Genomic DNA, 26,712 nt, shown 5'->3' on the forward strand with positions numbered 1-26,712 from the left:
AGGAAGGATTATATGGATATTTGTACAAGAGATTTACGCGATCACGTTTTAAAAATGGCGAGTCTTGTAGAAGCATCTCTTTCAGGTTCACTCAACCTGGACAAGACCATGGAAGATATTTTTGACCTGGAAAAAAAGATCAATGAGTTTCATATGCTCATCGACGACGCTTGTTTTAAATACATCGCTTTAAAAAGTCCGACAGCTAAAGACTTAAGAACAGCGATCGCTGTTATGAAAATCAACGCTGACCTTGAACGCATGGGCGATCAATCAGTAAAAATTAAACGCCATCAAATCACGATTGGAAGAGAAATCCTTCAGCTAAAGAATATGGCCTTAGAAGTAAACCTGATGGTAAAAAATGCTTTAGACTCTTTTGTCAGAAGCAATACATTCCTGGCAACTGACGTGATTCACCACGATCAGGAAATCAATGCCATGAACCGCGATATCGTTAGAGACTATATCAACAAAATTAAAAATAATGAAATCGGCTTTGATGAAGGCTACAGCATCATTAAAATCTCTAAAAATCTTGAGCGCATCGGTGACCACGCTAAGAACATTGCAGAAGACGTTATCTTCTTAGAGTCGGGCTCGGATATCCGCCACAACCCTGAATATAAGACTGGTAAAAAGGAATAGTTATGGAAAACGCTAATGTTGTCGTTGTTGAAGACGAATTAGAAATTAGTGAGATGATTCAAGGTCATCTAAAAAGTTTAGGTCACAATGTTTTTGCTTTTGGCGATGGAAAAAAAGCACTGGACTTTATTCAGGCCAATGACGGGAAAGAAGCTGGAGGTATCCATCTTTTTATCCTGGATCGCATGCTTCCTTCAGTAAATGGAATGGAAATCTGTAAATTCATCAGACTTTTTAATCCGACAAAAGGAACTCCGATTTTGATGCTGACAGCATTAAGCACGCCTGAGCAAATCGTTGAGGGTCTGGATGCCGGCGCTGACGATTACATGACAAAACCTTTTGACCTGGCGATTTTAATGGCGAGAGTAAGATCTCTGCTTCGCCGTCAGGAAATCAAAAACACTCCACAAGAAAATAAAAATATTCTTCGTCACAAAGACCTGATGCTGGATATGGATCAGTGTAAAGTGTGGATCGAGGGGCAACCACTGGAGCTGACACTTTCTGAGTACAAGATCCTTTGCTGCTTCCTGCTTTCTCCAGGAAAAGTTCTGACCAGAAACCAACTGGTAGAATACATCCAGGACGGGCCGGTTCATGTAACAGACAGAACAATCGACACCCATATTTTTGGTCTAAGAAAGAAGCTGGGAGATTACTCGGCCATCATCGAGACTATTAGAGGGATCGGTTATAGAGTTGTGGCCCAAGAGTAACGTATGATCGAAATTCGCTATCAAAGAATTCTATTCTTTCAAGCGCTGTTTCTCTTACTCTTAGGGACATTCGTTTACAATTTTTTCAAGAAATCTTTCGGCCTGCATGTAGGCGCATCCTTTTGGAGCGTCTACCTTCTGGTCTGGTTTGTTTTCATTTTTTTCAACCTGCTTTTTATCAAGTTCTTCGCCCTTCCAACCAAGGGTCTTTTGAAAAAGCTTGAGTCCACAGTTCCGCCCGATGATTTGAGCTGGGCCGTGATTGAAGACTCTCTTTCTAAAAGAGATGTCCATCACCAGATTATTCAATCAGAGTACGAGATCGAAAACTTAAAATACAAAATCCTCCTGGACTCTCTCCACGATCCGGTTTGTATTTTTAATAAGGAAGAGATGATCCTCTACTCTAACCACGCCTTCAACAGTCTATTTTCCCTTCCTGAGCAAGCGGCAAGATCAAGCCTTTTAGAAGTGACCAGAAATCTTTATTTTCAGGATTTCATCAAAAAGTCGGTGGAGAGCTCAGAAGTTCAGAAGATCAGCGAGTTTTCTTTCAACCCGATCCAGGATTCTTTCAAGCAGTTTTTTGAGATCACTGTTTTCCCGTTAAAAAACATTCAAAACTACCTGATCATCATGCACGATGTGACGGAAAGAAAAATGGCCGATCAGATGCGCGAAGACTTTGTCGCAAACTTCTCTCACGAAGTGCGCACTCCGCTGACGATTCTTAACGGTCAAATGCAAACCTTGAAATTGAATCTGGAGAAAAAACCTGAGTTCGATACAGAGTTCAGACCTGTTTTTGAAAAGATCGACAACAACTCCCGAAGACTCATCAGTCTCTTTAACGATCTTTTAAGATTAACTTCTGTGGAAAAGAAAAAAGACCTGCAACGAGAAGAAGTCTCTTTAGAAATGCTGATCGAAACACTGGCCGAAGAAATTGCTCATAACTATCCCAACAAGAAAATTCATTTCTCTTTTGATTTTAAAGTTCCAATGGTCATGGTGGATTACAACCTCTTTGAACAAGTCATGATCAACCTAATCGATAATGCAATCAAGTACAGCAAAAACGAAGGTGAAGTTAAAATCAATTCTTACGCTCATGAAAATTCTACTATCATTGAAATCAGCGACCATGGCGTTGGTATCCCGGAAGATCAACATCATAGGATTTTTGAGCGCTTTTTTAGAGTGGATTCTTCAAGATCGAGTGAGATTGAAGGAACTGGGCTGGGACTTTCAATTGTTAAGCACATCATTCAAAAGCACGACGGGAAAATTAAGGTGGCCTCAAGGTCTGGAGGAGGAACTATTTTTACGATCAGCTTACCAGCTTCAAAATAGCCCCTGGAGCATCATTAGAAATTTTTAACATTGAAAGGCTGGCACTTTGAGCAATCTGGGACTGAAGTCTAATTGCAGCTTCTTTAGCGATATCAGTGTCGCGGATCTTTGAGTTACTTGCTGAAATGTTTTCTCTTGAAACCATCAGGTTCTGGACAACAGAATTAATTCTATTTCCCATACTCCCTAATTGAGCACGGCTGGCACCAATTTGAGACATCATATTGTCGATAGCGCTCAGTGATTTTTGAGCTCCTTCTTTTGTTCTTAAGTCGACATTGGCGATACCAAAGTTATTTTGTGAGTCCATAACTTTACTCATGTCGTACTGGATTCTATCCAGCTCTGCTACCCCATCAACTCCAACCTGAAGATCGTAAGTGCTGCTTGCTCCACCCTTAATAATATGGTTTCCGTTAAAGCTGGTTGAAACAGTAATACGCTTAACTTCATTTTTTAGTTGTTGGAATTCAGAGTCGACAACTCTTCTTTCTGCCTCACCAACTGTATCGTTGGCCGCTTGCATAGCTAGTTCACGAAGACGTGACCCCATTTGTTGCATAGTCGAAAGAGAGCCTTCCGCTACTTGCATTAGAGAGATTGAATCGTTTGAGTTTCTTTCCGCCTGATAGTTACTGCGGATTTTTGATTTCATGGTTTCTGAGATCGCTAGACCTGAAGGATCTACAGCTGAGCGAACAATACGATCTCCAGAAGATAATTTACTATCTTCCAGGGCCTGCTCTTCAGAGTGTGCACGCACATATCTCTGAGCAGTCATCGAATTAATATTCGTTGATACTCGCATTAAAAAGTCATCCTTGAGGAACACAAACAGGCTTCAACCGTGAAACCTTGGTATCCTATCGGAAATAAATTCCTAGAGCATTAATTGCCGATTGAATTAAAAAAGACGAGCGTAGCACTCAAGAAGTTTTTCATTCACCTTTTGACGGTGAAACTGTTGAACGAAATCGTATCCTTTAGTTATCATTCTTTCCTGAAGGGCCACATCATTTAAAACAAGAGTGATTTTCTCTGCTAAATCGGCGACTGATAGTGGATCAATATAGACGGAATCAGGTCCTGCGCTCTCCGGAAAGCATGACCCAAAACTGGTGATAACTGGAGTCTTGGAAAACAATGCTTCCACTATCGGAAGACCAAAACCTTCAAAGTGTGAAGGAAAACAAAAGAGATCTGCAGCCTGGTAAAAAAGAGGGAGTTCATCAAAAGGAATGTTTGATAAAAAGCGCACGCGGTTAGAGAGCTTAAGCTCCTCGACTTTCTTTTTACAAGCTTCAAGATACTTTTTCCCGTTTCCAATCAGCACTAAATCCTGTTCATACAGATGACAAGTTTTAGAGAAAGCTTCAATCAGGTTGAGTTGATTTTTTCTTTCTTCAAAAGCCCCCACGCATAAAATAAACGGGCGCTCGAAGTGATACTTTTTCATGAGTTCACGCTTTTTTTCAAAAGGGCGCTCTTCATAGAAAACCGGATCACAACTTTGGTAGTGAACTAAAATTTTTCTTTCATCAACACCTAAAAATTCAATCAGGTCTCGCTTAGTTTGTTCACAGATTGCCAAAACCATATCAGCGTTCTTACTCGCATATGTGAATTTTTTCTTATATGTCACGCGGTCAATAAATGGAAAGAACTCCGGATAACGAAGAAAAATCAAATCGTGAATCGTAACAACAGACTTAAAAGGAAGCGCGCCAATCCCTACAGGAATCTCATGAGAGAGTCCGTGGTAAAGGTCCAGGTGGTCTTTTCTTAAATCTTTAATGATGGAAAACGATCTCCACAGAGAAGGAACCTTTTGTTCGATAGATCCCTGTGGCTCTCTTAAATGCAGACGGTGATTTTCATTTTCTTTAAGCCATTTAATGGCCCTTTGATCTTTGACTGGAGGAGAATACAAAAAGACTTCTTCATTTGAATATTGAAGAAGACCTTCAAGAAGACCTCTGGAGTAATTGCCTAGCCCTCTGAAATTTTGAGTTGCTCTTTTTCCGTCAAAACCAAGACGCATGAATGTCCTAAATGTTAAAAGCCCAGGTTGAATTTTATACTAAAACTCACCGATCCAGCTAGGGCCATCGTGCTTTTAGGAACTGAATTAATGCTAATCTTCGGCTGAAGCTTCACTTTCGGGTTATTTTTGATGATTTCTTTCCAATTAACTTTCTCGATTCTAAGATTCAGGCATCGCCCATTACACTCAAGAGGGTGAACTTTTTTGTCAAAGTACACCAGTCGAGTCATTCCATTATCATCTACAGGAAGACTTGCGATCGGTTTACTTAATAGCGCATAGATTTCCACTTTTTCGATGAACTCTAATGAGTCTTTCTTTTTAGCATTATCAATATGGGCCAGAAGTGAATCTAGTCTAATCCATTCAATATAATCAAAATCAATATCCCCTAGTGAATTGAGGTCTACATCAATAGGGTCTAATTCAAGCTCGTGCCCACCCTTTGAAGAGATCGTCGTATTAGCTAATACGAAGGCGATTGCCTGGAATAGCTTACCAAAAACCGGGAATTTTCCGGCCCCACGGGCATACTCATCTATCTGTGTGGAATCAATACGGTATGAGAAATTAATAGGTTGGTCGTTGCGAAGCTCATTAACCGTTACTGCACTCACCATAGGAGTAAGCTTCTCCTTCCCACAAGATGTGAAAAGGACAAGGGAGGCCAGAATAAGGGTTAGAAGCGCCGATTTTTTCATTGTTAGATTTATATCATTTGTACAAATTTTGTGGGGTGGTTTGTAGTTTTTTCATTCCCTCCAGAATCTTCCCCTCCCTATCCCTTTTATGGCTAAAATTCGTTTAATAATGAAATCAACACTTCTAACCATTCTTGCCGTAGGAATGATTGGCCAAAGCGCCTGGTCAGCTTCGTACGACACCCTTCCAAAAAACGTCAACACTATCGTTTTTAAGCAGGTTATGGTTTCAAAGATTGAATCTCAATACGATGCTAAAGGACAGCAGGAAACTCTGGACCTTAAAGAAGAATTTACTTCTAGTCGTCTGGAAGATGTTAGCTCAGTTATCAAATCATACTTCGAACAACTAAAGGCCATTTCTCCAGAAGCTTATTCTAATTTCTCATTAGGTGAATTCTCTGCCGATGTTGAGGCCAATGTAAATGCACAAGGTTTTGGATACGGCTTCGGTATCACTGACAGACTAACTGTTTATGGTTCAGTGCCGATGTATCACATCACTACTGATATCAAATTCCGTCAAAGTAAAGAAAGCAACATCGCTGCTGTCCAGGCAACAATTAGAAATGCAAATCCTGATTCAGCGATTGGAAAATTCGTTAAAGACTTAACTCTTCAACTGCCAAGCACCAACTCAGAACTGCTACAGTCTCTGGTTGTGAATTACTACAAATACAAACCAATCGGAAAATGGGAAAAGGACGCTCTTGGAGATGCGGAAATTGGATTCATCTACCGCCTAACTGATTACTCTGACCGTGGGATGTCGATTTCCGCTGGTGCAGTTTTACCAACAGGTGAAGCTGATGATCCTGATTCATTACAAGACGTTTCAACTGGTGACGGGCAATACGATGCTTTTGTTGAAGCTGCGGCCGGAATTTCCTTTCTTGATAACACACTTCAATTTGATATCAAAGGGCGCTACACATACCAATTTGCTTCTGAAAAAGAAGTTAGATGGATTGACGATGTAGATATGCCTCTTTCTTCTCAGAAGAAAACTGTTAACCAAAAACTGGGAAATAAAATTGATACAACTTTAACTCTGACTTATAACCCGACATACTGGATGAACCTAAACAGTTCACTGATTCTAGGACAAACAGAAGTGACAACTTATACCAACGTGGCCGACCCAAAAGTAAGAAGAGCTCTTGAGGAAGACACTGGTAGTGAAAGCCGCTGGGTAAGAGTTGGTATTGGTTTCTCGACAATTGAAGCTTATAAACGCAAGCAGTTTGAATTACCTTTTGATGTTGGTGTTTCTGCGCAAAGACTTCTTAATGCCAAGAATACGGCCAGCTACGACCGCATTGATTTAGATTTAAAACTTTATTTCTAAGTCTGTCGAACTCTTAAATTTAACAAATAAAAATGCTTCGCACTTTTTCGACAAACTATTGAATATAAGAGTAAAAGATCTTCCCTTTTTCTTCACTGACCAATTTGTATGGATCATCTTTAATCAACAAACATCCATCCAGGTCAAAGAAATCCACTCCACCTGAAATGTTAAGTGCACTGGAAATCCCAAGGCTCGTTTCAACCATACAACCAAGCATAGTTTTAAGACCAAGCATCTTCGCTTGTCTTAATTGCTTAACGGCCTTCAAGTATCCGCCCGACTTCATCATCTTGATATTCACACCGTGAAAGCGCTCAACGTGATAACTGTTTACTTCTTCTTTCGTCACAGACTCATCGGCCATCAAAAAGACACTTGAATGTTTTTTTAGTTCAAGAGCTTCATCGTGCTCATTGCTTGAAAGCGGCTGCTCTAAAAACTCAATGCGCTTGATATCGGGAAATTGCTCCAGGAATTTTAAGGTTTCCTGTGCTGATACAAAAGACTCGTTGGCATCAATGCGCAGAGGAACATTAGTTAAACGCAGAACTTCCGCACAAAAATCATGGGCGATTTCTCTGTTTACTTTCACTTTTAAAACAGAAAAGCGCTGAAGGTTATTGTCTTTGATAAAACTTTCAATCTTCCCGATCTCCATAATAGGAATGGAAAAAGACGTCTTCACTGAACTCACTGTATTGCAGCCCATAAGTTGAGGGACAGTCTTACCCGACAAAATCGCTATGTAATGAACAAAACTTGATTCAATTCCAAACTTAAGTGACTGTGGAAGATCCGTTGTTTCCAGGTAGGCTACCAAACTTTCAACGCCGGTGAAGTCTTGAGGAGCATTATTTTTAAACTCTTCGAACTTCTCCAGGATTTGTTCTCTGGATTCACCGTATCTAACGTTAAAGGCCACTTCGCCGAAAGCTTCGATTGAGCCATTCTTAACTTTTACAATGAAATTTCTCTTAATATCTGAGCTATTTCGTGAAATATTCCAGGTAAATTTTAAAGGGAGTTCAATTTCTTTTATCGACCAGCTAAACATTGCCTACTCTTTGATAACTATTTTTATTAAATGCACGAATCTTTTTAATGATACTATAGTTTATGCCTCTTAATAAAGAAATTATCATTCGAGTCGTTCTTGGTGTCATCGTTCTTTTCATGTTTGTAAAGATCGTTCTTCCCGTCTTTTTTGAGGCCATCAAAAAAAAGATTCCCGGTCAGTATGAACCCGACAACGACATCGACAGTATGATCCGCAGACAAAAAGAAAGACTGCGTGCTCAGTATGGCCTGACAGAAAGATCAAACAATCCTCAAGCAACCTCTCGCCCTTTGCAGGACAATTCACCTCCTTCACCTCCACCGACAAAAGAAGTTGAAGCACTATATAAAGAGACCCGTTGGGGTGGCGGCGATTTTTCGAAGAAAATCCAGAACGATATCACCCGGCACTACGGCTACACATTGGCCGAAAGTAAAGTGAACGCTTTTATCATGCTGGCGGAAAAAAGAAATTATGCACGTTTCCTGACGGTGGATAACCAAAAAAATCCTGAAGCTCTTAAAAACTATTTTTCTGTCCTGATGTTAGTGTTAATGATGATCGACGAAATCAGAACTAAAGACCTGACTCTGATTGAACGAGTCGCCAAAAAATGTCATGTAACTTCACATGAATTTATGCTGGCCCTACAGCTTAAGGTTCTTTTTACCATTAAGTCTAAAGTAAAAGATGATCGCTTATTTTCCGAGTCCCCTATTTTAGGGCAATTCTCAGAAGAGACAATGAAAGAAGCTGTTGACTTAATCATTACCAAAGAAGCGAATATGTGGGCAAAAAACCCTTCACTCTTTTTTGAAGAGATGTCGCTCTATTTAAGTTATGCCGACATCATGACTCCGCTTCCAAAACTGCAACACAAAAAAGATTTAGAGACGGCCTATGCCATTTTAAAAATGGACGAAGACTCTGAACTTGAAGACATAAAAAAGACTTATAAAAAAATCGCCATGGCCCGCCATCCGGACAAAATCGGACAGATGAATCTGCCGTTAGAGCTGGAAAAAAAGGCCCTGAGCAAATTTAATCATATTCAAGAGGCCTATGATTTAATTCTTACCAGCAGGAAAAAATAATGTTTGTGAAAAAAGAAAAAATCATCAATGAAATTAAAAACGCTCTGATTGATATCATCAGCGAAACCAACGGGATCACCATTAGCGACACTTTAGAGCTTCTGGCCTATCACCCGGAATTAAAATGCAACCCACTTGTGGAGAAGTCTCTGCAGGAGTTTAGAAAACTCATAGCCGGCTTTCATAACAATGAAGTGGATATTTCAACCATCCTCTCACATCCCTTTTCAGAAGCTTTTTTTGGCTTCTTTAAGGAATTTCCTCTCTCTTACCACGAAGAGCATATCCATTTAACCGGATCACTCTCTGCAGAATTTATCTACCCGAGACTAAAAAAACTCCTCGATGGGCCGGATAAAAAGCTTTACGAAGATAAAATTAAGCAAGTCTATGGCGAGGACTCTATTCCAGTCACTTCAGTCGATGACGTAGACCGTTTAATCAGGCTTAAAGAAGGCGAACAGTTTAAGACTTACCTCAAGATCCTTTATCTTTCAAAATTAATCCTGACGACTAAAGAGGCCCATGTTGAAGCTGCTTATCATATGGCCTCAGAGCTTTATGATAAATATAACGTTGGAAAAATCAGACTAAAGTTCACACTTTCTCGCAGCACGGGAATCAGTGATGAACAAATCCCTGGTCTTGAAAACCTGACAGAAGATGATGTTGTCCTTGGACTTTATGAAGGATTCATGAAGTTTAAATCAGAAAAACCTTTTTTCAACTTCATCCTCTCTCCTAGTTTTAGAAAGGAAAGCAACTTTTTTGACCAGAATGCTTACGACTCTAAAAAAGAGCATTTCGACGAACAAGTTGTGAGCATTCTCGACATCCTAAAAAAATACCCTTTCTTAAAAGAAGTTTTAAGTGAAGTCGACACAGTCGGTGATGAAAGAGAGCTTTATAGAAAAAAACATTTCATGGAAATGAAATCGGGGCTAAGAAGACTTCAGTATCAAGGCTTCAGGATCAGGTCTCACCACGGAGAGACCTGGAAAATTTTGAGACTCGGAGTTCAGGCGGTGGATAACGCTTTAAACATCTGGCATATCGATACACTTGAGCACGGTTTAAGTTTAGGGATCAATCCTAATTATTACTTCCATAGGCTTTACCAGAGAATCATGGAAATGAATCAAAACCAAAAACCTCTTGACCCTAAGAGTTTTGAATACGACGAAATCATGGATATGGAATGGCAGGATGAGGAAGTCCGCGATAAAATCGTCAAAGGTGAAAAGCTTACACAAAAAGAGCAGGTTAAATTTTTAAAGACAAAATTCCACACGGCCAGAGAGATCGAGCATTACCAGCACGATGTTTTAAACCGTATGATCAATAAAAAAGTCTCACTAGTGGCCCTTCCCTCTTCTAACCTGAAATTAACCGGTGCATTCCCTGATTACAAAGACCATCCGTTTTCATGGTGGGAGAAAAAAGGTGTATCGCTGGGGATTGGGACAGATAATTACATCACTCTTTCGACTAACTATATTCAGGAACTCTTGATTCTTCTTTATTCAAACCCAACGAGCTTAAAGATTACGAAGCTTCTCATGGTGGCCACTAAGGAAACCAGAAGACCTTACATCAGTCATTTGTTGTGGGAAATGAGAAAGACTATCCGCGGATCAGAAGGAGCGCTTCATCAGCGACTTTCTCAGGAGTAATCTCTACCATGCAGCGCTGGTAGACTTGTTGAGAGCAACTTCCGCGCCCGTCTTTTGTGCACGGTCTGCAAGGAAGTTCGATTTCTAAAGTTTTAATTTGTGGGCCGGTTGTAAAACCAAATGCAGTCGGCCCCATTAATGAAAGCGCTTTAATTCCTAAAACATCCGCCACGTGAAGAAGTCCTGTGTCTGCAGAAATCACTAAATCAGAACGAGAAATAAGCGCACAGCTCTCAACTAATGAAAGTTTTCCCGCCAGGTTTTCTACTCTTTCCGGTGAGACTTTTTTTAAGTCTTCACAAAAATGATCTTCTTTTCCACCTAAGACTACAAAGTGAGTTTCCGGCATCACCTGAATCAGTTTTTTCCAATGATCCAAAGGCCATCTTTTCATTTCCCATGCTGCTGATGGAACCAGCACAATGGTTTTTTTACGTTGGATATAAGGCAAAACTTTTTCTAGTGCAGCAGGATTAAAATCCCATGCCACTAGTTTTGGATCTGTATGCGGAGTGATCCCCCACTTATTTAAAGGGGCTTCATAGGAATGAATCCCTTTAAATGGTTTGGGAAACAAATTGACTCTGAAAGTAAAAAGCAAAAGACGCTTTAAGCGCTCTTTTGATCTCGTCACCCAATAAGGCGAAGGAAAGGCCGATCGTAAAATAAATGAAAGAACTGATGAGCGTAGGTTGTTGTGAGCATCGTAAACACAATCATAACCTTCCTGGCGCAGTTTAAATCCCAATTCAATAAGACCCTTAAATCCTGCTTTTTTATTAAATGACCACACGTGATTGATGTCATGGTTAAGTTTTACCAGGTAATCAAAATCACTTCGCGTCACCCAATCAATCTTGGCGTCAGGAAATTTCTGACGAATTAATTCAACAACTGACGAGCATTGAACAATGTCACCAAAGCTGGAAAAGCGAATAATTAGAACTTTCTTTATTTTCATTCTCCTATGATAATAAACTAGATTACTCATATTGGAAAACGATATTGGAAACACGAAAACCCATGGCCTTTACATTAAAAAACCTCGCTTCACTGATTTCGGTGGCCATCCAACACAAGGCCAGTGACATTCACATCAGAACGGACGAAGTCCCATGTTTAAGAATCCGAGGGGAACTCATCCCAGTTCAAACAAAAATATTTACCCCTAACGACGTCAAAGACATCGTTAAAATCCTGGTCTCTGATCAAAATATTGATAATCACTTTAGTGCCAAGGCCGAACTAGACGGGGCTTTTGCTATCCCCGACTTATGTCGTCTGCGCTACAATATCTTCAGTTATTTTGGAAATATTGGGATCGTTCTTCGTGTTATCAACACTAAAGTTCCCAATCTTACCGAACTGGATATGCCAAGAACACTGGGAAGAATCGCTCTTCAAAAACGCGGTCTAATCCTGGTAACCGGTGCCACAGGTTCCGGAAAGAGTACGACTCTTGCAGCAATGATCGATCATATCAATGAAAACCGCGCCTCTCACATCGTGACGATTGAAGACCCGATTGAATATATGCACCCACAGAAAAAGGCGCGTATCTCTCAACGTGAAGTGGGACGCGACACTGAGGACTTCGCTTCAGGTTTAAGGGCCGCTTTAAGACAAGACCCTGACGTTATCTCAATTGGAGAAATGCGCGACCCAATTACCGCTAATATCGCTTTAAAAGCAGCAGAGACAGGACACATTGTCTTCTCTACTCTCCATACAACAAATACAGTGACAACTATTGGCCGAATCATTTCCATGTTCCCGACTCACGAGCAGCCAGAAGTGAGAAAGAGACTTGCTGAAAATCTATACGCCATCATTGGACAACGTATGCTTCCTGGGATTAACGGGCGCGTAGTGATTGCTCAGGAAATCATGGTGACTTCACCTGGTATCCGCGACTGTATCAGTGGCAAAGACGATTTAAACCGCATCCCGCACATTATTTCTCAGGGACAAGGTAAATCGACAAACGGTGGTCAGACTTTCGATCAACACATCATGTTCCTTTACCAGAAAGGATTCATTGAAAAAGAAGTGGCGCTGGATGCAGTTTCATCACAGGCCGATTTCATTCAGAAATTGATTGTTGAATAGTTAGTCGCGAATGATAAACGTTCCTGACATCTTATCGTGAAGTGACTTCTTCTTTTTATCAAAGAACGGCAGCACAAACCCAACGACGCAGGCAATACTTAAAGGCTTCCAGATAAGTTCACGGCAAAACGCTTGAGAGATAGAAAGCGTGTATTTCTCATCCCCTCTGATTCTTTGTTTGGTCAATTTTTTTCCAAGGCTTGAATTAAAGAAGGCTGCGGGAATCACCACAGCAAGGATTAAGGCAAAACCAAGGCTTGCAACCAGCACCACTTTTAACAAAGCAGCCTCGCCAAACATAAACTGCAGCTTATATTTATCCAGAAAATAATTGATAACTTTGACTTCTACAGAAGAGAGTTTCCAGATCAGTTTATAGATCCCAAATAAGAAGGCTGCATCTATCAATAGCCCCAGGCCGCGCTGGATCGGAGAAGAGAAATCATAATAATCCTCTTCATCTTTAACTTTGTCGTTTTTAGAAAGTTCCTGGTAGTGCTCTGTGCGAGTTTTCGCCTTGATGCTTGGCTCATCAAGAATAAGTTTTTCACCATGGACGGGTTTTTTAATAATGCTTGTGCGCCCTTCAGGCATACATGTAGAACCAAGTTTTTTGCTCGAACTGCCCTTCTTGTCACTCATTAAAAGCTTCCTTTCTCTTAATTCGCAGAAATCTTATAAATCGTTAATTCGTTTTACAATTTTGTCCAAGTCTTTTTGGGCCTTATCACACTCCCCTTTCCACTCATCATGAGCGAGAGACTTGTCCAGATTCAGAAGTAGTTTTCCTAATTTCCCAGAGGCAGCGTTGAACTCCTTAAGGAGTTCAACGGCCAGGGTCTCGTCTTCGAGATTTTCTAATTTTTCTAAAATAGCATTTACTTCGCGGTTATCTAACATAATTTTATTTTGAAGAAACAGTACTCTTTACTCTTAGTGACTTCACGATGTCTCCAGCGATCATCACACCCTCTTCTAACACAACGTCTTGTCTTAGAGTTTTAACCCACTCTTCTTTTCTTTGCTCGAAGTCTTTCGACCATTTCTTCATATCGCCAGGGCGGATGTTTTCGTGAGCTTTAAGTGAGTCTTCAAAGCTTGTGACAAGTACATTTTTGTTTTCTTCTTCAAGCTTAAGTTCTTCGGCCATTTTCTTGTTGGCCACTTCTTCTTCCTGAACTTTTTTCAGGTTAAGAGAAACAATTGTTTCTTTCTTTTTCTTGTTTAAGTAATCAACGTTGCGGTTGATCTTAGCAAAACGAGGATTAGCTTTTACTCTAGCTGCACTCTTTGCTTTTAGGTCTGGAAGGTTGTAAGTAAACTTCGACCATTTAGTGAATGGCTTGGCCTGAATCTGATCCCATGGAAGTGAATACTCCAGGTCTTTTTCACGGCTTTCTACATAGCTAAAAATATCAGGAAGGATCAAATCTGGTGTAATTCCCTTATACTGAGTTGAAGCACCTGTTACACGGTAGAACTTCTGAATTGTAACTTTTAGTGCTCCCATTGTTTCACCAAAGATTGAAACTAATGGTCCACGGTTTAGGTCTAATACCGCCTGAACAGTTCCTTTTCCGTGAGAGTAATCCCCACCAACGATAACAGCACGACCGTAATCCTGCATTGCACCCGCTAGAATTTCTGAAGCTGAAGCTGAGAAACGGTTCTGAAGAACAACTAATGGTCCGTCGTAGCTTACACTTGGATCATCATCTTCCAGGACTTCGATTTGACCCATGTGGTTTTTAACTTGAACGATCGGCCCTTTTTCCAGGAATAGTCCTGACATTAAACGAGCATCTTCTAAAGCTCCCCCACCATTGTTTCTTAGGTCAAGAATGATAGCGTCTACTTTAGCTTTCTTTAGTCTTTCAATTTCTTTTCTTACGTCATCTGTACAATTGATCTTTGCATTTTCAAAGTCACGGTAGAATTTTGGAAGTTGAATGTAACCAACTTTTACGTCAGAGTCTTTCATCTGGATCACAGAAGACTTAGCAAATGAAGCGGCCACTTCAATTTCATCGCGGATAATTGAAATGATCTTTCTTGTCCCATCAACTTTTTTAATTGTCAGACGAACTTCAGTTCCTTTTTTACCACGGATATAGCGGACAGCATCGTCCACTTTCATATCAGTCAGGTCTACACTTTCTTTGTTTCCTTGAGCAACTGAGAGAATGATGTCATCTGCTTCCAGTTCCTTTCCTCTCCAAGCAGGGCCTCCTGGAACGATCTGAACAACCTTAATGAACGATCCATCTTCCTGCAGAACGGCACCGATTCCTTCAAGTTTCCCAGTGATGTCGATATCGAAATCTTCTTTCTTTTTTGCTGCAAGGTAGTTTGTGTGCGGGTCAAAAACCGCAGAGATTGAGTTATAGAAGTTATCTAATTGATCGTCTCTGTCTAAAGCTGCAAGACGCTCAAAGATTTTTTGGAATCTTTTAGAAACTGATTCATGAGCTTTTGCTCTCATTTCGGCGTCAGTTAATTTTTTCTCTGCTTTCATTTTCTTTACAGGCTTCGTTGAAGCTTTTGCTCCTTTTGGAGTTGACTTCTCAGTTTGCTCATCAATTAATGAAAGATATTTGTTAAGTGTGGCCTGCTTAAAAACAATTTCCCAATTGGCCTTAAGTTTTGACTCATCATTTACCCAGTCTCTTTTCTCCGGGTCTAGCTCAAGAGTTTCATTACCATTGAAATCAAATTGTTTCTTGAACACTTCTTTTCTTAGTGCTTCTGCAAGAGCAATTCTCTTCTTTAAAACAGCGCCCGCTTTTTCAATTAAAACATAGTCACCGCTCACCATCTCATCGTCCATCTGGAACTGATAAGCTTCAAGCTCTTTAATGTCCCCTTTTGTCAGGAACTGCTTTGAACCATCAATCTTTTTTAAGTATTGCTGGAAAGCTTTCTGAGACACTTCGTCGTTAATTTTGATTCCACGGTAGTGGTATGTTTCTAGTGCATTTTTTAGAATGTTACCGATGAGCTTTTCGCGCCTCGGATCTCTTGGGTCTTTCGCCTGCGAGAACGCGTTAAAAGAAAGTAAAAGCACCAATGCGAGACACAGACGTTTCATTTTTTCTCCAAGATTGTATAGGACCTAAAGTCTATCAATCAATAATACCCCAACTTAGGGAGGAGGAGTCAAAAGAAAAAATTGCTCGGTAGGCCTGTGTCTGGGCCTACCGAGAGTATCCGATCTTAGATGTTAACTATTTCTCTTCAAGAACCTGAGCAGCTTTTTGTAACCAACCAAGGTTATTTCTTGTGATATCAACCATAGTGTTTGAGTATGCTACGTCTGCCTGTGTTGGCATGTTTTCCGTACACATTTTTGAAACACTATCAGCTTCGAAGATGTTGATGTCAAAAGATTTACCAGGTAAACCAAACAGGTAGTTTGGAACTCGGCTTGAAAGCACTCTTAGAGGGTCCGTCCACTCTGTGTTTAGCTCAGAAGTTGATAAATACCCTGCTCCAGTACCATTGCTATGTGTTCCAATGATCGTCGCTCTTTTTGACGATTTTAGTAGGAAAGACATTTTATCACATGCACTAATACAGTCGGCCGTTACCAGGGCCACAATCTTATTACTGAACCCCTTTACTTTGGCATCAAATGGCGTCGGGTCAGCCGCATACATTGGCGAATAATCCAGACGGTTATCAATGGCATCTTCAAACATCGCGTTGAACTCGTCCCCTGTTAGGATCGTATTTTCATTTTCCGCGTTAACCATTTGGTGCATAAATGGTTCTTGCAATTGGCGCATATAGTGAGTGATTCTCATCCCTGAAGTTGCTCCCGGGTACACCACTCCTTCTTCAGCAAGCATTGATAAAACTGCTGACGGGAAGTTTCCATTACCACCACCGTTTGAACGAAGGTCAAAAATCAGTGGAAGTTCATTTTCTTTTAGCTCGATAATAAAACTTCTGATGGCATCAAGGAAAGTTTGAGTTGTATTTCCCGACTTGAAGTTTTTTGTCGCAAAAGTCATAAGCTGTAGGTAGCCGTATGTTTTTCCCTTGTTGATATAGTAACCAGTTCTCATTCCAACACTTCCACCGTCATCAGCGTACTCAGTTAGACCTTTAATATTGCCCTGGATTTTTCTTACTGAGTAACCTTCAAAAGCTAAACCAGAATCAGTCCATTTATTTGTCGCTCTATCAAAAGTGATTCCGATAGCCGCTGTGTCTGAAGGAATATTAAACTGCTTCATAAAAGCGCGTGCATCAGGTCTTAGCGTTTCTGAAGTTGGGTTGTTAACAAAAGTCGGCAACTTCAGGTTGCCGGCATTCTTTAACCTGATATTGATATAGTTTTTCTTGTCGTACTTAAAGTTTCTTAAAGTCAGTGAACGCACCGCTTGTGAATCTCTAAACTCGTCAGAGCTTCCCGCGATATAGGCCTTAAGTTCATTGACCTTGTCTTCAGTGCTCATTCCATCAATTGCCAGAAGCTCATCACCCACTCTTAGGCCTGATAAATCTGCACCTGAAAGTTTTTGTACCATTGAAATGAACTTTGGCTCAATAGAACCGATTACGACTTTTCCTTGAACTCTAAAGAATCTGATTCCGTTATAGATAAATGGTCTTGAGATTGTTTCGTTGATACCAAAATGTGTGTCTTCAAACTTAGCAACAAGAAGCTGCATTCTATCTAAGAACTCCATGTTTGCCACGGCCTGAAGATCAGCAATTTTATCTTTTAGAACCGGGTCCTTTCTATCGGCCGCTGAAAGTGTGATTGATCCTGCCGCTTCTTCAGCTGCTAAGGCCTCTGCTTTGACTTTCTTAAAGTCTAATCCAATTCTCTGTGCCTTAAGTGGTAGAAGTGCATACTCAAGTTCAACAGTCTTTAAAAAGCTGTTAACTATAAGAAGTCTGTCTTCTGTATCAAGGTATGTGAACTTCACACCTGAATAAACATCTTTAACAGCTTCTGACTGAATGTTTGGTTTCTTAAAAAGATCCAACAATCCGGCCTGTGCAGGCATAGCTGATAAAGCTGAAGTCATAAGCAGAACTGACAATACTGATGTCTTAAACATGGTGTCTCCTTTCCATTTCAGTGAATGCTTGATTCTAGCTTTTTAAGGAGGACCTATGGGAGGAAGAGAAATAGTTACATGATAAATAAAAAAGGGGTGTCTAATATTTAGACACCCCCTTCTCATTTCCAGCTAGTTAAAGCTGTTTTGGCTATTTTAAATTACGTAGTACATACTGAAGGATACCGCCATTTGTGATGTAGTTTAGCTCATCAGCAGTGTCCACACGTGAAGTAAGCATTGTTTTAACCACTTCGCCGTTAGCTCTTGTGATTGTCATTTCATACTTCATTCCAGGTCTGAACTCTCCTTGAGGGTTTAGAGAGATTGTCTCGTTACCTACAAGCCCAAGAGTTTTTCTGTCTGTTCCCGCTTCAAAGACTAGCGGAAGAACACCCATACCAATCAGGTTCGATCTGTGGATACGTTCAAACGATTCAGTCACTACTGCTTTTACACCTTGAAGGAATGTTCCTTTAGCTGCCCAGTCACGTGATGATCCTGTTCCGTATTCTTTACCAGCGATAACCACAAGTGGAGTTTTTGTTTCGATGTACTTCATCGCTGCATCGTAGATTGGCATTACTTCACCAGATGGTACGTATTTTGTTACGCCACCTTCAGTTCCTGGTGCAGTTTCGTTTTTAATACGGATGTTAGCGAATGTTCCTCTCATCATAACTTCATGGTTACCACGGCGTGATCCATAAGAGTTGAAGTCTGCTACCGATACACCTTTCTCAGTTAAGTAAGCTCCGGCAGGAGAAGCTTTTTTAATGTTACCAGCTGGAGAAATGTGGTCAGTCGTAATCGAGTCACCAAATAGTGCCAGAATGCGAGCGTTATCAACTTTAATTGTGCTGATTTTTCCACCAGTGATGTCTTCGAAGAAAGTTGGGTTTCTGATGTAAGTTGAATCTGGTTCCCAAGAGAAGAAGTCTCCTTCTGTCGTCTTGATTGCTTGCCAGTGAGCGTCCCCATCAAACACGTTTTCATAACGCTTTTTGAACATTGCGCTTGTTAACTTCCCGTTAAGGATTGTGTTGATTTCTTCATGAGTCGGCCAGATGTCTTTTAGGTAGATATCTTGTCCATTAGCACCTTTTCCGATTGGATCTTTAGTGATGTTAATGTTGATGTTACCTGCAAGAGCGTAAGCAATAACTAGAGGAGGTGAGGCCAGGTAGTTAGCTTTTACGTCTGGGTTGATACGACCTTCGAAGTTTCTGTTACCAGAAAGAACTGACGTCACAACCAGGTTGTTTGTGTTAACTGACTTAGAAATGTTTTCTGGAAGTGGTCCAGAGTTCCCAATACAAGACATACATCCGTATCCTGTCAGTGTGAATCCTAGTTCATCAAGAGATTGCTGAAGTCCAGATTCTACAAGGTAGTCAGTTACAACTTTAGACCCAGGAGAAAGAGCTGTTTTTACCCATGGCTGAGACTTAAGCCCTAGAGCTCTTGCCTTTTTCGCCACAAGACCAGCTGCAATCATAACAGATGGGTTTGAAGTGTTAGTGCATGAAGTGATTGTAGCGATTGCCACAGCACCATGCTTAAGTTTGAAGTCTGCACCTTCAACGGCATACTCAGTATTTACTTGCGATGGGTCTACTTTGAAAGCTCCCACAAGCTCTTTTCCAAATGCGTCTGCTGCCGCAGTTAGTTCAATTTTATCTTGAGGACGTTTTGGTCCTGATAGAGAAGCCACAACTTTAGAAAGGTCTAGTTCAAGAGTTGAAGTAAACACTGGATCAGCGTCACCTTCGTGTAGCCATAGACCTTGCTCTTTTGCGTAAGCTTCAACAAGAGCTACCTGGTCAGCAGTTCTTCCTGTGAATTTTAAATAGTCGATTGTCTTTTCATCAATTGGGAAGAATCCACATGTCGCTCCGTATTCCGGTGCCATGTTCGCAATTGTCGCTCTGTCTGCAAGAGAGAGAGCTTTAACCCCTGGTCCGTAGAACTCAACAAATTTTTCGACTACACCGTGCTTACGTAACATTTGAGTGACAGTTAAAACGATGTCTGTCGCAGTGATGCCTTCATTGATTTTTCCTGTAAGTTTGAAACCTACAACTTCTGGAACAGTCATTGTTACTGACTGACCAAGCATTGCCGCTTCAGCCTCGATACCACCAACACCCCATCCAAGAACGGCAAGACCGTTAATCATAGTCGTGTGTGAGTCTGTCCCAACACATGTATCTGGGTATGCAGTCGTTTCACCATTTTCAGTTTTTGTCCAAACACCTTGAGCAAGATATTCCAGGTTAACCTGGTGACAGATTCCTGTTCCTGGAGGAACTACGCGGAAGTTTTTAAATGCTTTTTGTCCCCATTTAAGGAACGTGTAGCGCTCTTTGTTTCTTTCGTATTCAAGAGCAACGTTTTTATCGAATGAATCAGATCTCCCGAAGAAGTCTACTGCTACCGAGTGATCGATAACTAAGTCTACAGGAATAAGTGGGTTGATCTTTTTTGGATCTCCACCGATTTTTTTCATCGCTTCTCTCATCGCTGCTAAGTCTACTACTGCTGGAACCCCAGTGAAGTCTTGCATTAGTACGCGCGCAGGATAGTAAGCGATTTCGCGGTCAGATTTTTGTGTTTTTGCCCACTCGTTAATTGCTTTAGCATCGTCGAATGTTACGTCTTTGCCGTTTTCATGGCGAAGTAAGTTCTCTAATAAAACTTTTAATGACTTTGGAAGTTTGTCGATGTCAGTTAGACCTAAGTTTTTTGCTTCTTTTAGTGAGTAGTAAGCGTAATTCTTAGAACCAACCTGTAGTGTTTTTTTCACCTTGCTCATGGTGTCTCCTTTGTGAGATTAAATGTTATGATGGGCCTAGTATAATCTTTATAAAAAAGCTCGTCACGAGGGAATTTCCCTCCATTATGAGAAATTCCACGTGTTTGCCGTCTCGAACTTATTCTAGCGTCATTCTATACAAGAAAAAATTGAATTAATTGAATATAATATAGTAGAATATGGAATATGTTGGATGGAATTGAAGCCCTTATAGCCTTAGAAAAACATGAAACAGTCTCTCAAGCGGCCCTCGCGTTACGTCTGACTCAGTCTGCAGTGAGCAAAAGGATCCATGCCCTACAAGTTGAGTTGGATATGAAGCTGGTCGAACCAGATGGCAGACGCCTTAAGCTAACTCCTGAGGCCATGCAGTTTTTAAGTAAAGCGAAACCTCTGCTCTTAGAACTTAAAAATCTTTCTATTGGACCTGAAACAAAGAGCTCTCATATTTCACAATTCTCTTTAGCTCTCTCCGACTCTATTGCCGGAAGTTTTGGACCTAAGGTCATCAATCAGACTCTGCGATCTTTTAAAAATCTTCGCCTGGATATTCACGTTCACCGAAGCTTAATGCTACTTGAAAACGTGACTCTGGGAAAATACCAATTGGGGATCTGTACTTCAAACGATATGCGAAAAGACCTGGCGAGTTTTCATTTAGTCGATGAGCCTCTTGCTCTTTTGCACGCAGAAAATAAAACGAAGCCTAATAAAAACCTTCCGCTTATTACCATAGAAGAAAACTCAGCGACCTGGAAAAGTATTGGGCCTACGGTCAAAAAAGAATATCCTCACCTCTTTTCCAATTCTGTGATTTACGTTGAGTCATTCCTGGCCGTCTATCAAATGGCCAAAGTTGGTTTAGGCAACGGGCTTATTCCCCTTGGCCTTTGTAAAGAACTTCATATAAAAAAGAATCATTATAGAACACTGAAAGTGAATCGTCCGATCTCGCTGGTGACCAGAAAAACCATTGCTCAGCTGGAAATTTTCACGCCGTTTTACAATGAATTAAAAACTAACATTACAGAGTATTTCGACGATATAGACTCATGAAGAAAATTACGTATCTTTTACTTGGCCATCTAAGCCTCGCACTGGGGATCATCGGCGCTTTCTTGCCGGTTCTTCCAACGACGCCTTTTTTACTGCTGGCCGCTTTCTTCTATTCTAAATCGAGCGCCCGATTGCACATGTGGATGCTCGAACATAAATACCTTGGACCACCTCTTAAAGACTGGCAGCAAAGTGGAGTCATCGGAATCAAGGCCAAATGGCTGGCAACGGTGATGATTCTTCTGGTTATTGGCTGGCGCTTTCCAAAACTTAATATCGATTTATGGATTAAGATTCTTGCTTCCTCTGTTCTTCTGGCGGTGCTGGCATTTATCTGGACTCGTCCTTCAAAGGCAAAACAATGAAAATCTATCTCGTTGTTTATTTCCTCTTTTTTATTCTCTTCTGTTTGGTGCTTCCCAATGTCTGGTCTCTGGTTGTTTTTTTAATCGCTCACATCTTAATGCAAATACAGACGCGCTTAGAAGAAGAGTATTTAGAAAAGATGCACGGAGCTTCTTACGTCGATTACAAAAACAAAGTCAGACGCTGGCTGTGATTATTTAGAGACGCAGTCTGTGAGCTTCAATCCCATTGGATCATAAGTCACCTTTACTGGTTTTTTGCTTTTAAGCGAGCTTTGCAAGCACGAAAAAAATTTATCTTCAGCTTTATAAATCCCCGCTTCGTTGAGAAAATCTACATCGTAAACTTTTTTAGCGTCGTTGAATTTAAGTCTTGTTGTCACTAAGTCTTTAGTAAGAGTCATCGCTTGCGCATTGGCCGCAACTAAAAAACCAAAAAGAATGACTAGTTTCATTATTTACCTCTGCTCGCAAGCACTTCAGAAAATTGTTTTAGAACCTGAGTCGAAAATTCCATCTTCTGCTCTTCAGTGGCGATCATATCCGCTGGAGCAAGAGGCTCTGCTGATGAAATTGCCACAACTGTGCGATCAAAACTACCACCGTTTAATGGAAATGGATAAGTCGTCTTCATGATCGGCCCTTTGTATCCTCGATCCATTGTCGCCACCCACTGATCCACTGTCACGGCCTTATCAGTTAATGAAGGATCGATAACATACTTTTCAATATTTCCATCTTTCTTTTTAACTTCTACAACTGGAGCCACGTGATAGTTCCACTCAATATCTGTCCCAGGAACAGTTAGAACTCCCTTGATCCAAACTTTTTGAGCAGCAATGCCCATCTGTTCAAAACGGCGAGACATAATGTGAGCACGTGCATAACAGCCATCGTACTTGTAGCCAAATGGAATATCCTTCATGTTTTTAGCATCAGTAAAAAGCTTCTGAACTTCCTCTTCCGTTAAATACTTTGTCACCGGTTTAGGAATTGAAATATCCTTCAAGTGATCGAATTTTGCCAGGACACTGTTATCAACAATCTTTCCTTGGTATAGACATCCAAGCGATTGTCCTTTTTTCTTATCTACGTAATAAGAACTGATACTTCCATCAACCATTTTTAAGTATTCAACCAACTCCGCCTCAGAAAGGTGATCTCTCATCTCCTTTCCTATTTTCTTTTGAAGCGCAAAAAGATCTTTAACATTGCTGCTGTTACATAGGCCTTCCGAATCTGCCTGGAAATTATTTTCTGCAAGACTGCTTAAATAACTAAAGCTCGTTTTACTCTCTTCATATTTTGAAGGAATCATTAAAGAGGGATCAATATCTGCTTTGGCCAGGCGAGGATCATAAAGTTCATCATCAGATTCACTCTTCCCTTCTTCTAAATAAGTCATTCCATCAGAAGCCGTCGCTTTAAAACCGCCAGTTAGATACTGTGCCTGTCCATCTTTCATCTTTAGAACAGAAGCATTTTGAAAAGATCCTTCATTTGGTAAGAAGGCCAGGACCTTTTCATCTGATCCAGATTTTTGGCACGAGTAGTACTCACACTTAACATTACCGTACAAATCATTTAATATCGTTTCAGTTTGAAAAAGTTTTCTCGTATCTCCCATTCGACACTGATAAGCCCCTTCGTCTCCACTAATGGTAAGACTAAGTTCTTTTTCTCCGTCCTTATGACTTTTTAAATACTCTTTAGCGTCGGCAATAATCTCTTGGGCCAATGGATGTTTAACTCCATTGAGAGAAGTGATAATGGACTTAGAATCATTAAATCTTTTAACTTTTGAATCAGGAGCTTTTGATTTTAAGTAATCAGAAGCTTCAAAAAGAACTCGGCTTCCGTCTGAAACTTTATCGACTAGTTTTATAATGGGATACTTGCTACTACTTTTTGAAACAGCAGAAAAGCCATACCCTGTATCAACGACAAGAATTTTTGATCCGTCTTTGTCACAAACAAATACACCAGTTGAATCTTTTGGGCAATCTAGTGCTTTCCCCTCAATTTCAATCGTTGCTCCATGAACAACGGCATTTAGAACGAAATAACAAACGACAAATAAACCAGCGCAAAGCTTTCTCATTTTTTCTTCCTAAAAAAATTAACTGCAATTAGCCCAGATAACTTGAAATGGTGAACTTCTTTCCCTGGAAAAAGACATGACTTTTCCCGCAGAAAGAGAGTTGATCCTTCTCAATAATGATACCTCCCCCGTCTGCGCAGGCATATAGAGGTAAATTTGACTTCTTAGAATGGTGTTTCAATTCAGCGTCGTAGCGCTTTGAATTCTTATAATGAGGAAAGAACTCAAAATTGACTAGTCTCATGGCCGAGAGGTTTTTCATATCCCAAGGGTTCTCATCGCGGTCAAAATGCGGAAAACTCGCCGTATGCACGTGTGGAGTGAGCACAATGGCCCCGGCCGAAAGGCCACAAAGAACTCCACCTCTTTTAAGAAACTTCTTAAAATGGCCGAACATTTTGTTCTTCTTTAAATGCTTTAAGAAATAAAAAGTGTTCCCTCCTCCCAAAAAGATTAGGTCGCTTTTTAACACTTCATTCAAAAGAGTTTTAGTAAAGGGCGTATCTACACAAAAGTGGATAAAACGCTGAACGCCGAGCTTTGAGAACTCTTCTACAAAGAACTTAAAATCTTCTTCGGCATCGTATGAGCTTGAAGGAATGAATGTCAGTTTAGGAACATCAGCACCAGTGAGTTCGAGGGCGCGCTTATTAAGGAATTGATTTTCCTTTTCGCCGCCTCCAGAATAGAGAACTATTTTCATATTCCGTCTCTAAACTCTCGTACGATCTGAAGCATGCCTTTTACCAGGCGCGATTGTTCTTTTTCACTTTCAAAGTTAGAAGGCTTTCTATCTTTATCTGGATTCAGGTTCTGATAGTCAGTGAATTCTTTTAGAATTCCCTGGATCTCTTCTGCTCCCAGCTTCGGACGTTGGTTCATCACTTTTTGAACGATTGTTGTAATCGAATCACCTGTCACTCGGTCGTACTTGTTAATAACTGACGAGCGCATAGACACGTCTAAGAGGACTTTTTCCGGCGCTGTCTTAAACTTCGCCGCTACTTTGTTTAACATTTTGATGTAATTTTTCTGATAGCTTCTGATCTTTAAGTCTCTTCTTAACGAGCGCTTTAAATCGGCCTTCGTCGCGTAGCTTGACTTGATCACGTCCAGGAATTCAGCCTCACTCACCTTTCCGTCCAATCCGCGAGAAAGATAAATTTGTGGCAACTCTCTTAGAATATCGCGCATACAAAAGATCGCGTTCCAATTGATTCCATCTGGTACTTTTTGTGGACCTTTAACTGACTTGGCCATTTCAAAATAGCTGAAGTCTTCCCTGAAATCTTCCACGTCTTTTCTGCAATTCTCCAGAAGGAAATCGACATACTTTTGCGGGTATCCGATTTTTCTTAGGATATTTCTGTTTTTATAATCGAAGAAGCGCTTATCAAACATCACTACCGAGTGATGATTCTTATAGTCTTCAATTGATTTTTTCTTTTCATTTTTAATGTAGTCAACAATCTGAGCAAAGGTCTGAACAATGTAGCGAGCTTTTTGTTTTTGCTCTTTAATTGATGTCGACCAGCGCTGAACGTCGTCGTAGCGGTATTCGTGGTGGTAAAGACCGAACTGACGGACTGATCCGTAATCGATGATTCCCCCATCCATCAGGATGTTGTCCCCGTCCCAGTCTAACCAGCAGAAGATATACTGGTCTTCAAAGTTTGCGGCCATTTCAGCAAATGTCTCAGTCACTTGATTTAAGAAATAGTCGTAAATTGATTTTGAATCTGTTGGTACGTTCTTCCAGACTTTATTTTTTGTCTGGCGTTCAATATAGTAATCCACCACTCTCTTAAGTGTCGGTAGATTGTTTTGTTTTAAGTGATTAAACATGTGCGATGGGCGAAGAAGATTGTCGTGCACGCGGATGTTGATTGCCAAACCTTTTTGGAATTCGATGATCCCTAAAACGCGCTCTGTCTCCAGACCATTTTTAGCAAGAACTTCACTAAAAAAGAGTGAACTCAATCCTTCGTCTTTCTCTGAATAACCACAACCGTAAGAAACCGTCGGGTCCCCTGTTTGATAGAATTTTTTATTGATATTGCAGGCCGGGCTTAATTTCGTCGCTCCCGTTCCACAACTAGAAACGTCCCACGTTTTTCCGCCTTTAGAAATTTGACCATTCCAGATACTTCTTCCATCTCCCGATGTCGTTCCCTTCTTGCACGGGTGCTGCAGCTGCAGGTAACGAGTGGCCATGTAGGTATTTGGTTTGATTTCATCTTTTGGAAAATTAAAATTATTCATCATATCGTATTCGTTTATGATGACGATACTGAATGTGTTTAGGATTTCTTCTTTGAGTTCTTTAGTGAGTTCGTTTGGGTGATTTTCTGGGATGAGTCCGATTTCACGAGCGAGATCAAAATTGAAGAAAGCCACTTGTCCGCCATGCCTAGTCCTCACCTGATACTCTACCACCGCTTCAGGGACGTTTTTCTTCAGAGGGTGACTTCCATCTATCTCCCTGAATTTTCCGTAAGGGTTAGTGTCTTTGTTTGGTTTTGACTCTTTTAATTTTGTATTTCCCATACCTTAT

Annotated in this window: 24 protein-coding genes; 10 read left to right on the forward strand and 14 right to left on the reverse strand. The window is 40.7% G+C overall.

The window, feature by feature from the left end:
• Nucleotides 1-12 precede the first annotated feature (12 nt).
• Genes phoU through ACN20O_RS02485 form a run of 3 tightly spaced genes read left to right on the forward strand, consistent with a single transcriptional unit; the run spans nucleotide 13 to nucleotide 2,720 of the window.
• Complete coding sequence (gene phoU, locus ACN20O_RS02475; protein ID WP_491636875.1) at nucleotides 13-648, forward strand: phosphate signaling complex protein PhoU; 636 nt, start codon at nucleotides 13-15, stop codon at nucleotides 646-648.
• Nucleotides 649-650: 2 nt separating this feature from the next.
• Entirely contained in the window at nucleotides 651-1,367 is a 717-nt protein-coding gene (locus ACN20O_RS02480) for a response regulator transcription factor (protein WP_491636877.1), read from the forward strand.
• A 3-nt stretch (nucleotides 1,368-1,370) separates the two neighbouring features.
• Nucleotides 1,371-2,720, forward strand: a complete 1,350-nt coding sequence (locus tag ACN20O_RS02485; protein ID WP_491636879.1) for a sensor histidine kinase — start codon at nucleotides 1,371-1,373, stop codon at nucleotides 2,718-2,720.
• Here ACN20O_RS02485 and ACN20O_RS02490 read toward each other — a convergent pair.
• From ACN20O_RS02490 to ACN20O_RS02500, 3 genes are all read right to left on the reverse strand, one after another.
• On the reverse strand, nucleotides 2,698-3,528 hold the full coding sequence (locus tag ACN20O_RS02490; protein ID WP_491636881.1) for a flagellin: 831 nt from the start codon (nucleotides 3,526-3,528) through the stop codon (nucleotides 2,698-2,700). The genes ACN20O_RS02485 and ACN20O_RS02490 overlap by 23 nt on opposite strands.
• A gap of 96 nt (nucleotides 3,529-3,624) precedes the next feature.
• Complete coding sequence (locus ACN20O_RS02495) at nucleotides 3,625-4,761, reverse strand: glycosyltransferase family 4 protein (RefSeq protein ID WP_491636883.1); 1,137 nt, start codon at nucleotides 4,759-4,761, stop codon at nucleotides 3,625-3,627.
• Nucleotides 4,762-4,775: 14 nt separating this feature from the next.
• On the reverse strand, nucleotides 4,776-5,465 hold the full coding sequence (locus ACN20O_RS02500; protein ID WP_491636885.1) for a hypothetical protein: 690 nt from the start codon (nucleotides 5,463-5,465) through the stop codon (nucleotides 4,776-4,778).
• A gap of 109 nt (nucleotides 5,466-5,574) precedes the next feature.
• Between ACN20O_RS02500 and ACN20O_RS02505 the strand changes: the two genes are divergently transcribed.
• Nucleotides 5,575-6,813 carry a hypothetical protein gene (locus ACN20O_RS02505; RefSeq protein ID WP_491636887.1) on the forward strand — a complete coding sequence of 413 codons (1,239 nt, stop codon included), beginning with the start codon at nucleotides 5,575-5,577 and terminating at the stop codon, nucleotides 6,811-6,813.
• A 55-nt stretch (nucleotides 6,814-6,868) separates the two neighbouring features.
• On the opposite strand, the gene ACN20O_RS02510 is transcribed toward ACN20O_RS02505, so the two are convergent.
• Nucleotides 6,869-7,870, reverse strand: coding sequence for an enolase C-terminal domain-like protein (locus ACN20O_RS02510; protein ID WP_491636889.1), 1,002 nt, complete (start codon nucleotides 7,868-7,870; stop codon nucleotides 6,869-6,871).
• Between the two features lie 62 nt (nucleotides 7,871-7,932).
• Between ACN20O_RS02510 and ACN20O_RS02515 the strand changes: the two genes are divergently transcribed.
• A complete protein-coding gene (locus ACN20O_RS02515) occupies nucleotides 7,933-8,967 on the forward strand; it encodes a DnaJ domain-containing protein (protein ID WP_491636891.1) in 1,035 nt (344 codons plus the stop codon).
• Nucleotides 8,967-10,640 carry an amidohydrolase family protein gene (locus tag ACN20O_RS02520; protein ID WP_491636894.1) on the forward strand — a complete coding sequence of 558 codons (1,674 nt, stop codon included), beginning with the start codon at nucleotides 8,967-8,969 and terminating at the stop codon, nucleotides 10,638-10,640. Before ACN20O_RS02515 ends, ACN20O_RS02520 begins: the two co-directional genes overlap by 1 nt.
• Here ACN20O_RS02520 and ACN20O_RS02525 read toward each other — a convergent pair.
• Nucleotides 10,591-11,601, reverse strand: a complete 1,011-nt coding sequence (locus ACN20O_RS02525) for a glycosyltransferase family 9 protein (RefSeq protein ID WP_491636896.1) — start codon at nucleotides 11,599-11,601, stop codon at nucleotides 10,591-10,593. The genes ACN20O_RS02520 and ACN20O_RS02525 overlap by 50 nt on opposite strands.
• A gap of 62 nt (nucleotides 11,602-11,663) precedes the next feature.
• On the opposite strand from ACN20O_RS02525, the gene ACN20O_RS02530 reads away from it, so the two are divergent.
• The gene (locus ACN20O_RS02530) at nucleotides 11,664-12,749 is read left to right on the forward strand and encodes a type IV pilus twitching motility protein PilT (RefSeq protein WP_102244288.1); all 1,086 of its coding nucleotides are present in this window, start codon (nucleotides 11,664-11,666) and stop codon (nucleotides 12,747-12,749) included.
• Here the strand turns inward: ACN20O_RS02530 and ACN20O_RS02535 are convergent, their stop codons facing one another.
• From ACN20O_RS02535 to acnA, 5 genes are all read right to left on the reverse strand, one after another.
• Nucleotides 12,750-13,391, reverse strand: coding sequence for an RDD family protein (locus ACN20O_RS02535; protein ID WP_491636898.1), 642 nt, complete (start codon nucleotides 13,389-13,391; stop codon nucleotides 12,750-12,752). It abuts the gene before it with no gap.
• A 33-nt stretch (nucleotides 13,392-13,424) separates the two neighbouring features.
• The gene (locus tag ACN20O_RS02540; RefSeq protein WP_491636900.1) at nucleotides 13,425-13,649 is read right to left on the reverse strand and encodes a hypothetical protein; all 225 of its coding nucleotides are present in this window, start codon (nucleotides 13,647-13,649) and stop codon (nucleotides 13,425-13,427) included.
• 4 nt (nucleotides 13,650-13,653) lie between these two features.
• Nucleotides 13,654-15,837 (reverse strand): carboxy terminal-processing peptidase, encoded by a 2,184-nt coding sequence (locus ACN20O_RS02545; RefSeq protein WP_491636903.1) that lies wholly within the window; start codon nucleotides 15,835-15,837, stop codon nucleotides 13,654-13,656.
• Between the two features lie 136 nt (nucleotides 15,838-15,973).
• Nucleotides 15,974-17,821, reverse strand: a complete 1,848-nt coding sequence (locus tag ACN20O_RS02550; protein ID WP_491636905.1) for a S41 family peptidase — start codon at nucleotides 17,819-17,821, stop codon at nucleotides 15,974-15,976.
• Between the two features lie 151 nt (nucleotides 17,822-17,972).
• Nucleotides 17,973-20,636 (reverse strand): aconitate hydratase AcnA, encoded by a 2,664-nt coding sequence (gene acnA / locus ACN20O_RS02555; protein ID WP_491636907.1) that lies wholly within the window; start codon nucleotides 20,634-20,636, stop codon nucleotides 17,973-17,975.
• 186 nt (nucleotides 20,637-20,822) lie between these two features.
• Between acnA and ACN20O_RS02560 the strand changes: the two genes are divergently transcribed.
• The 3 genes from ACN20O_RS02560 to ACN20O_RS02570 are packed head-to-tail and all read left to right on the forward strand — an operon-like array spanning nucleotide 20,823 to nucleotide 22,251.
• A complete protein-coding gene (locus ACN20O_RS02560) occupies nucleotides 20,823-21,692 on the forward strand; it encodes a LysR family transcriptional regulator (RefSeq protein ID WP_491636908.1) in 870 nt (289 codons plus the stop codon).
• Nucleotides 21,689-22,057, forward strand: a complete 369-nt coding sequence (locus ACN20O_RS02565) for a YbaN family protein (protein WP_491636911.1) — start codon at nucleotides 21,689-21,691, stop codon at nucleotides 22,055-22,057. Before ACN20O_RS02560 ends, ACN20O_RS02565 begins: the two co-directional genes overlap by 4 nt.
• A complete protein-coding gene (locus ACN20O_RS02570; protein ID WP_491636914.1) occupies nucleotides 22,054-22,251 on the forward strand; it encodes a methyltransferase family protein in 198 nt (65 codons plus the stop codon). The genes ACN20O_RS02565 and ACN20O_RS02570 overlap by 4 nt, the downstream gene beginning before the upstream one ends.
• On the opposite strand, the gene ACN20O_RS02575 is transcribed toward ACN20O_RS02570, so the two are convergent.
• Genes ACN20O_RS02575 through ACN20O_RS02590 form a run of 4 tightly spaced genes read right to left on the reverse strand, consistent with a single transcriptional unit; the run spans nucleotide 22,252 to nucleotide 26,705 of the window.
• Entirely contained in the window at nucleotides 22,252-22,512 is a 261-nt protein-coding gene (locus tag ACN20O_RS02575; protein ID WP_491636916.1) for a hypothetical protein, read from the reverse strand. It lies immediately after the preceding gene.
• Nucleotides 22,512-24,158: a protein-glutamine glutaminase family protein gene (locus ACN20O_RS02580; protein WP_491636918.1), complete on the reverse strand. Its 1,647-nt coding sequence runs from the start codon at nucleotides 24,156-24,158 to the stop codon at nucleotides 22,512-22,514. The genes ACN20O_RS02575 and ACN20O_RS02580 overlap by 1 nt, the downstream gene beginning before the upstream one ends.
• 28 nt (nucleotides 24,159-24,186) lie before the next feature.
• Nucleotides 24,187-24,861: a Type 1 glutamine amidotransferase-like domain-containing protein gene (locus tag ACN20O_RS02585; RefSeq protein WP_491636920.1), complete on the reverse strand. Its 675-nt coding sequence runs from the start codon at nucleotides 24,859-24,861 to the stop codon at nucleotides 24,187-24,189.
• Nucleotides 24,858-26,705 carry a hypothetical protein gene (locus ACN20O_RS02590; RefSeq protein ID WP_491636924.1) on the reverse strand — a complete coding sequence of 616 codons (1,848 nt, stop codon included), beginning with the start codon at nucleotides 26,703-26,705 and terminating at the stop codon, nucleotides 24,858-24,860. The genes ACN20O_RS02585 and ACN20O_RS02590 overlap by 4 nt, the downstream gene beginning before the upstream one ends.
• Nucleotides 26,706-26,712 lie beyond the last annotated feature (7 nt).

It is taken from the genome of Bacteriovorax sp. As-1 (assembly GCF_058446905.1).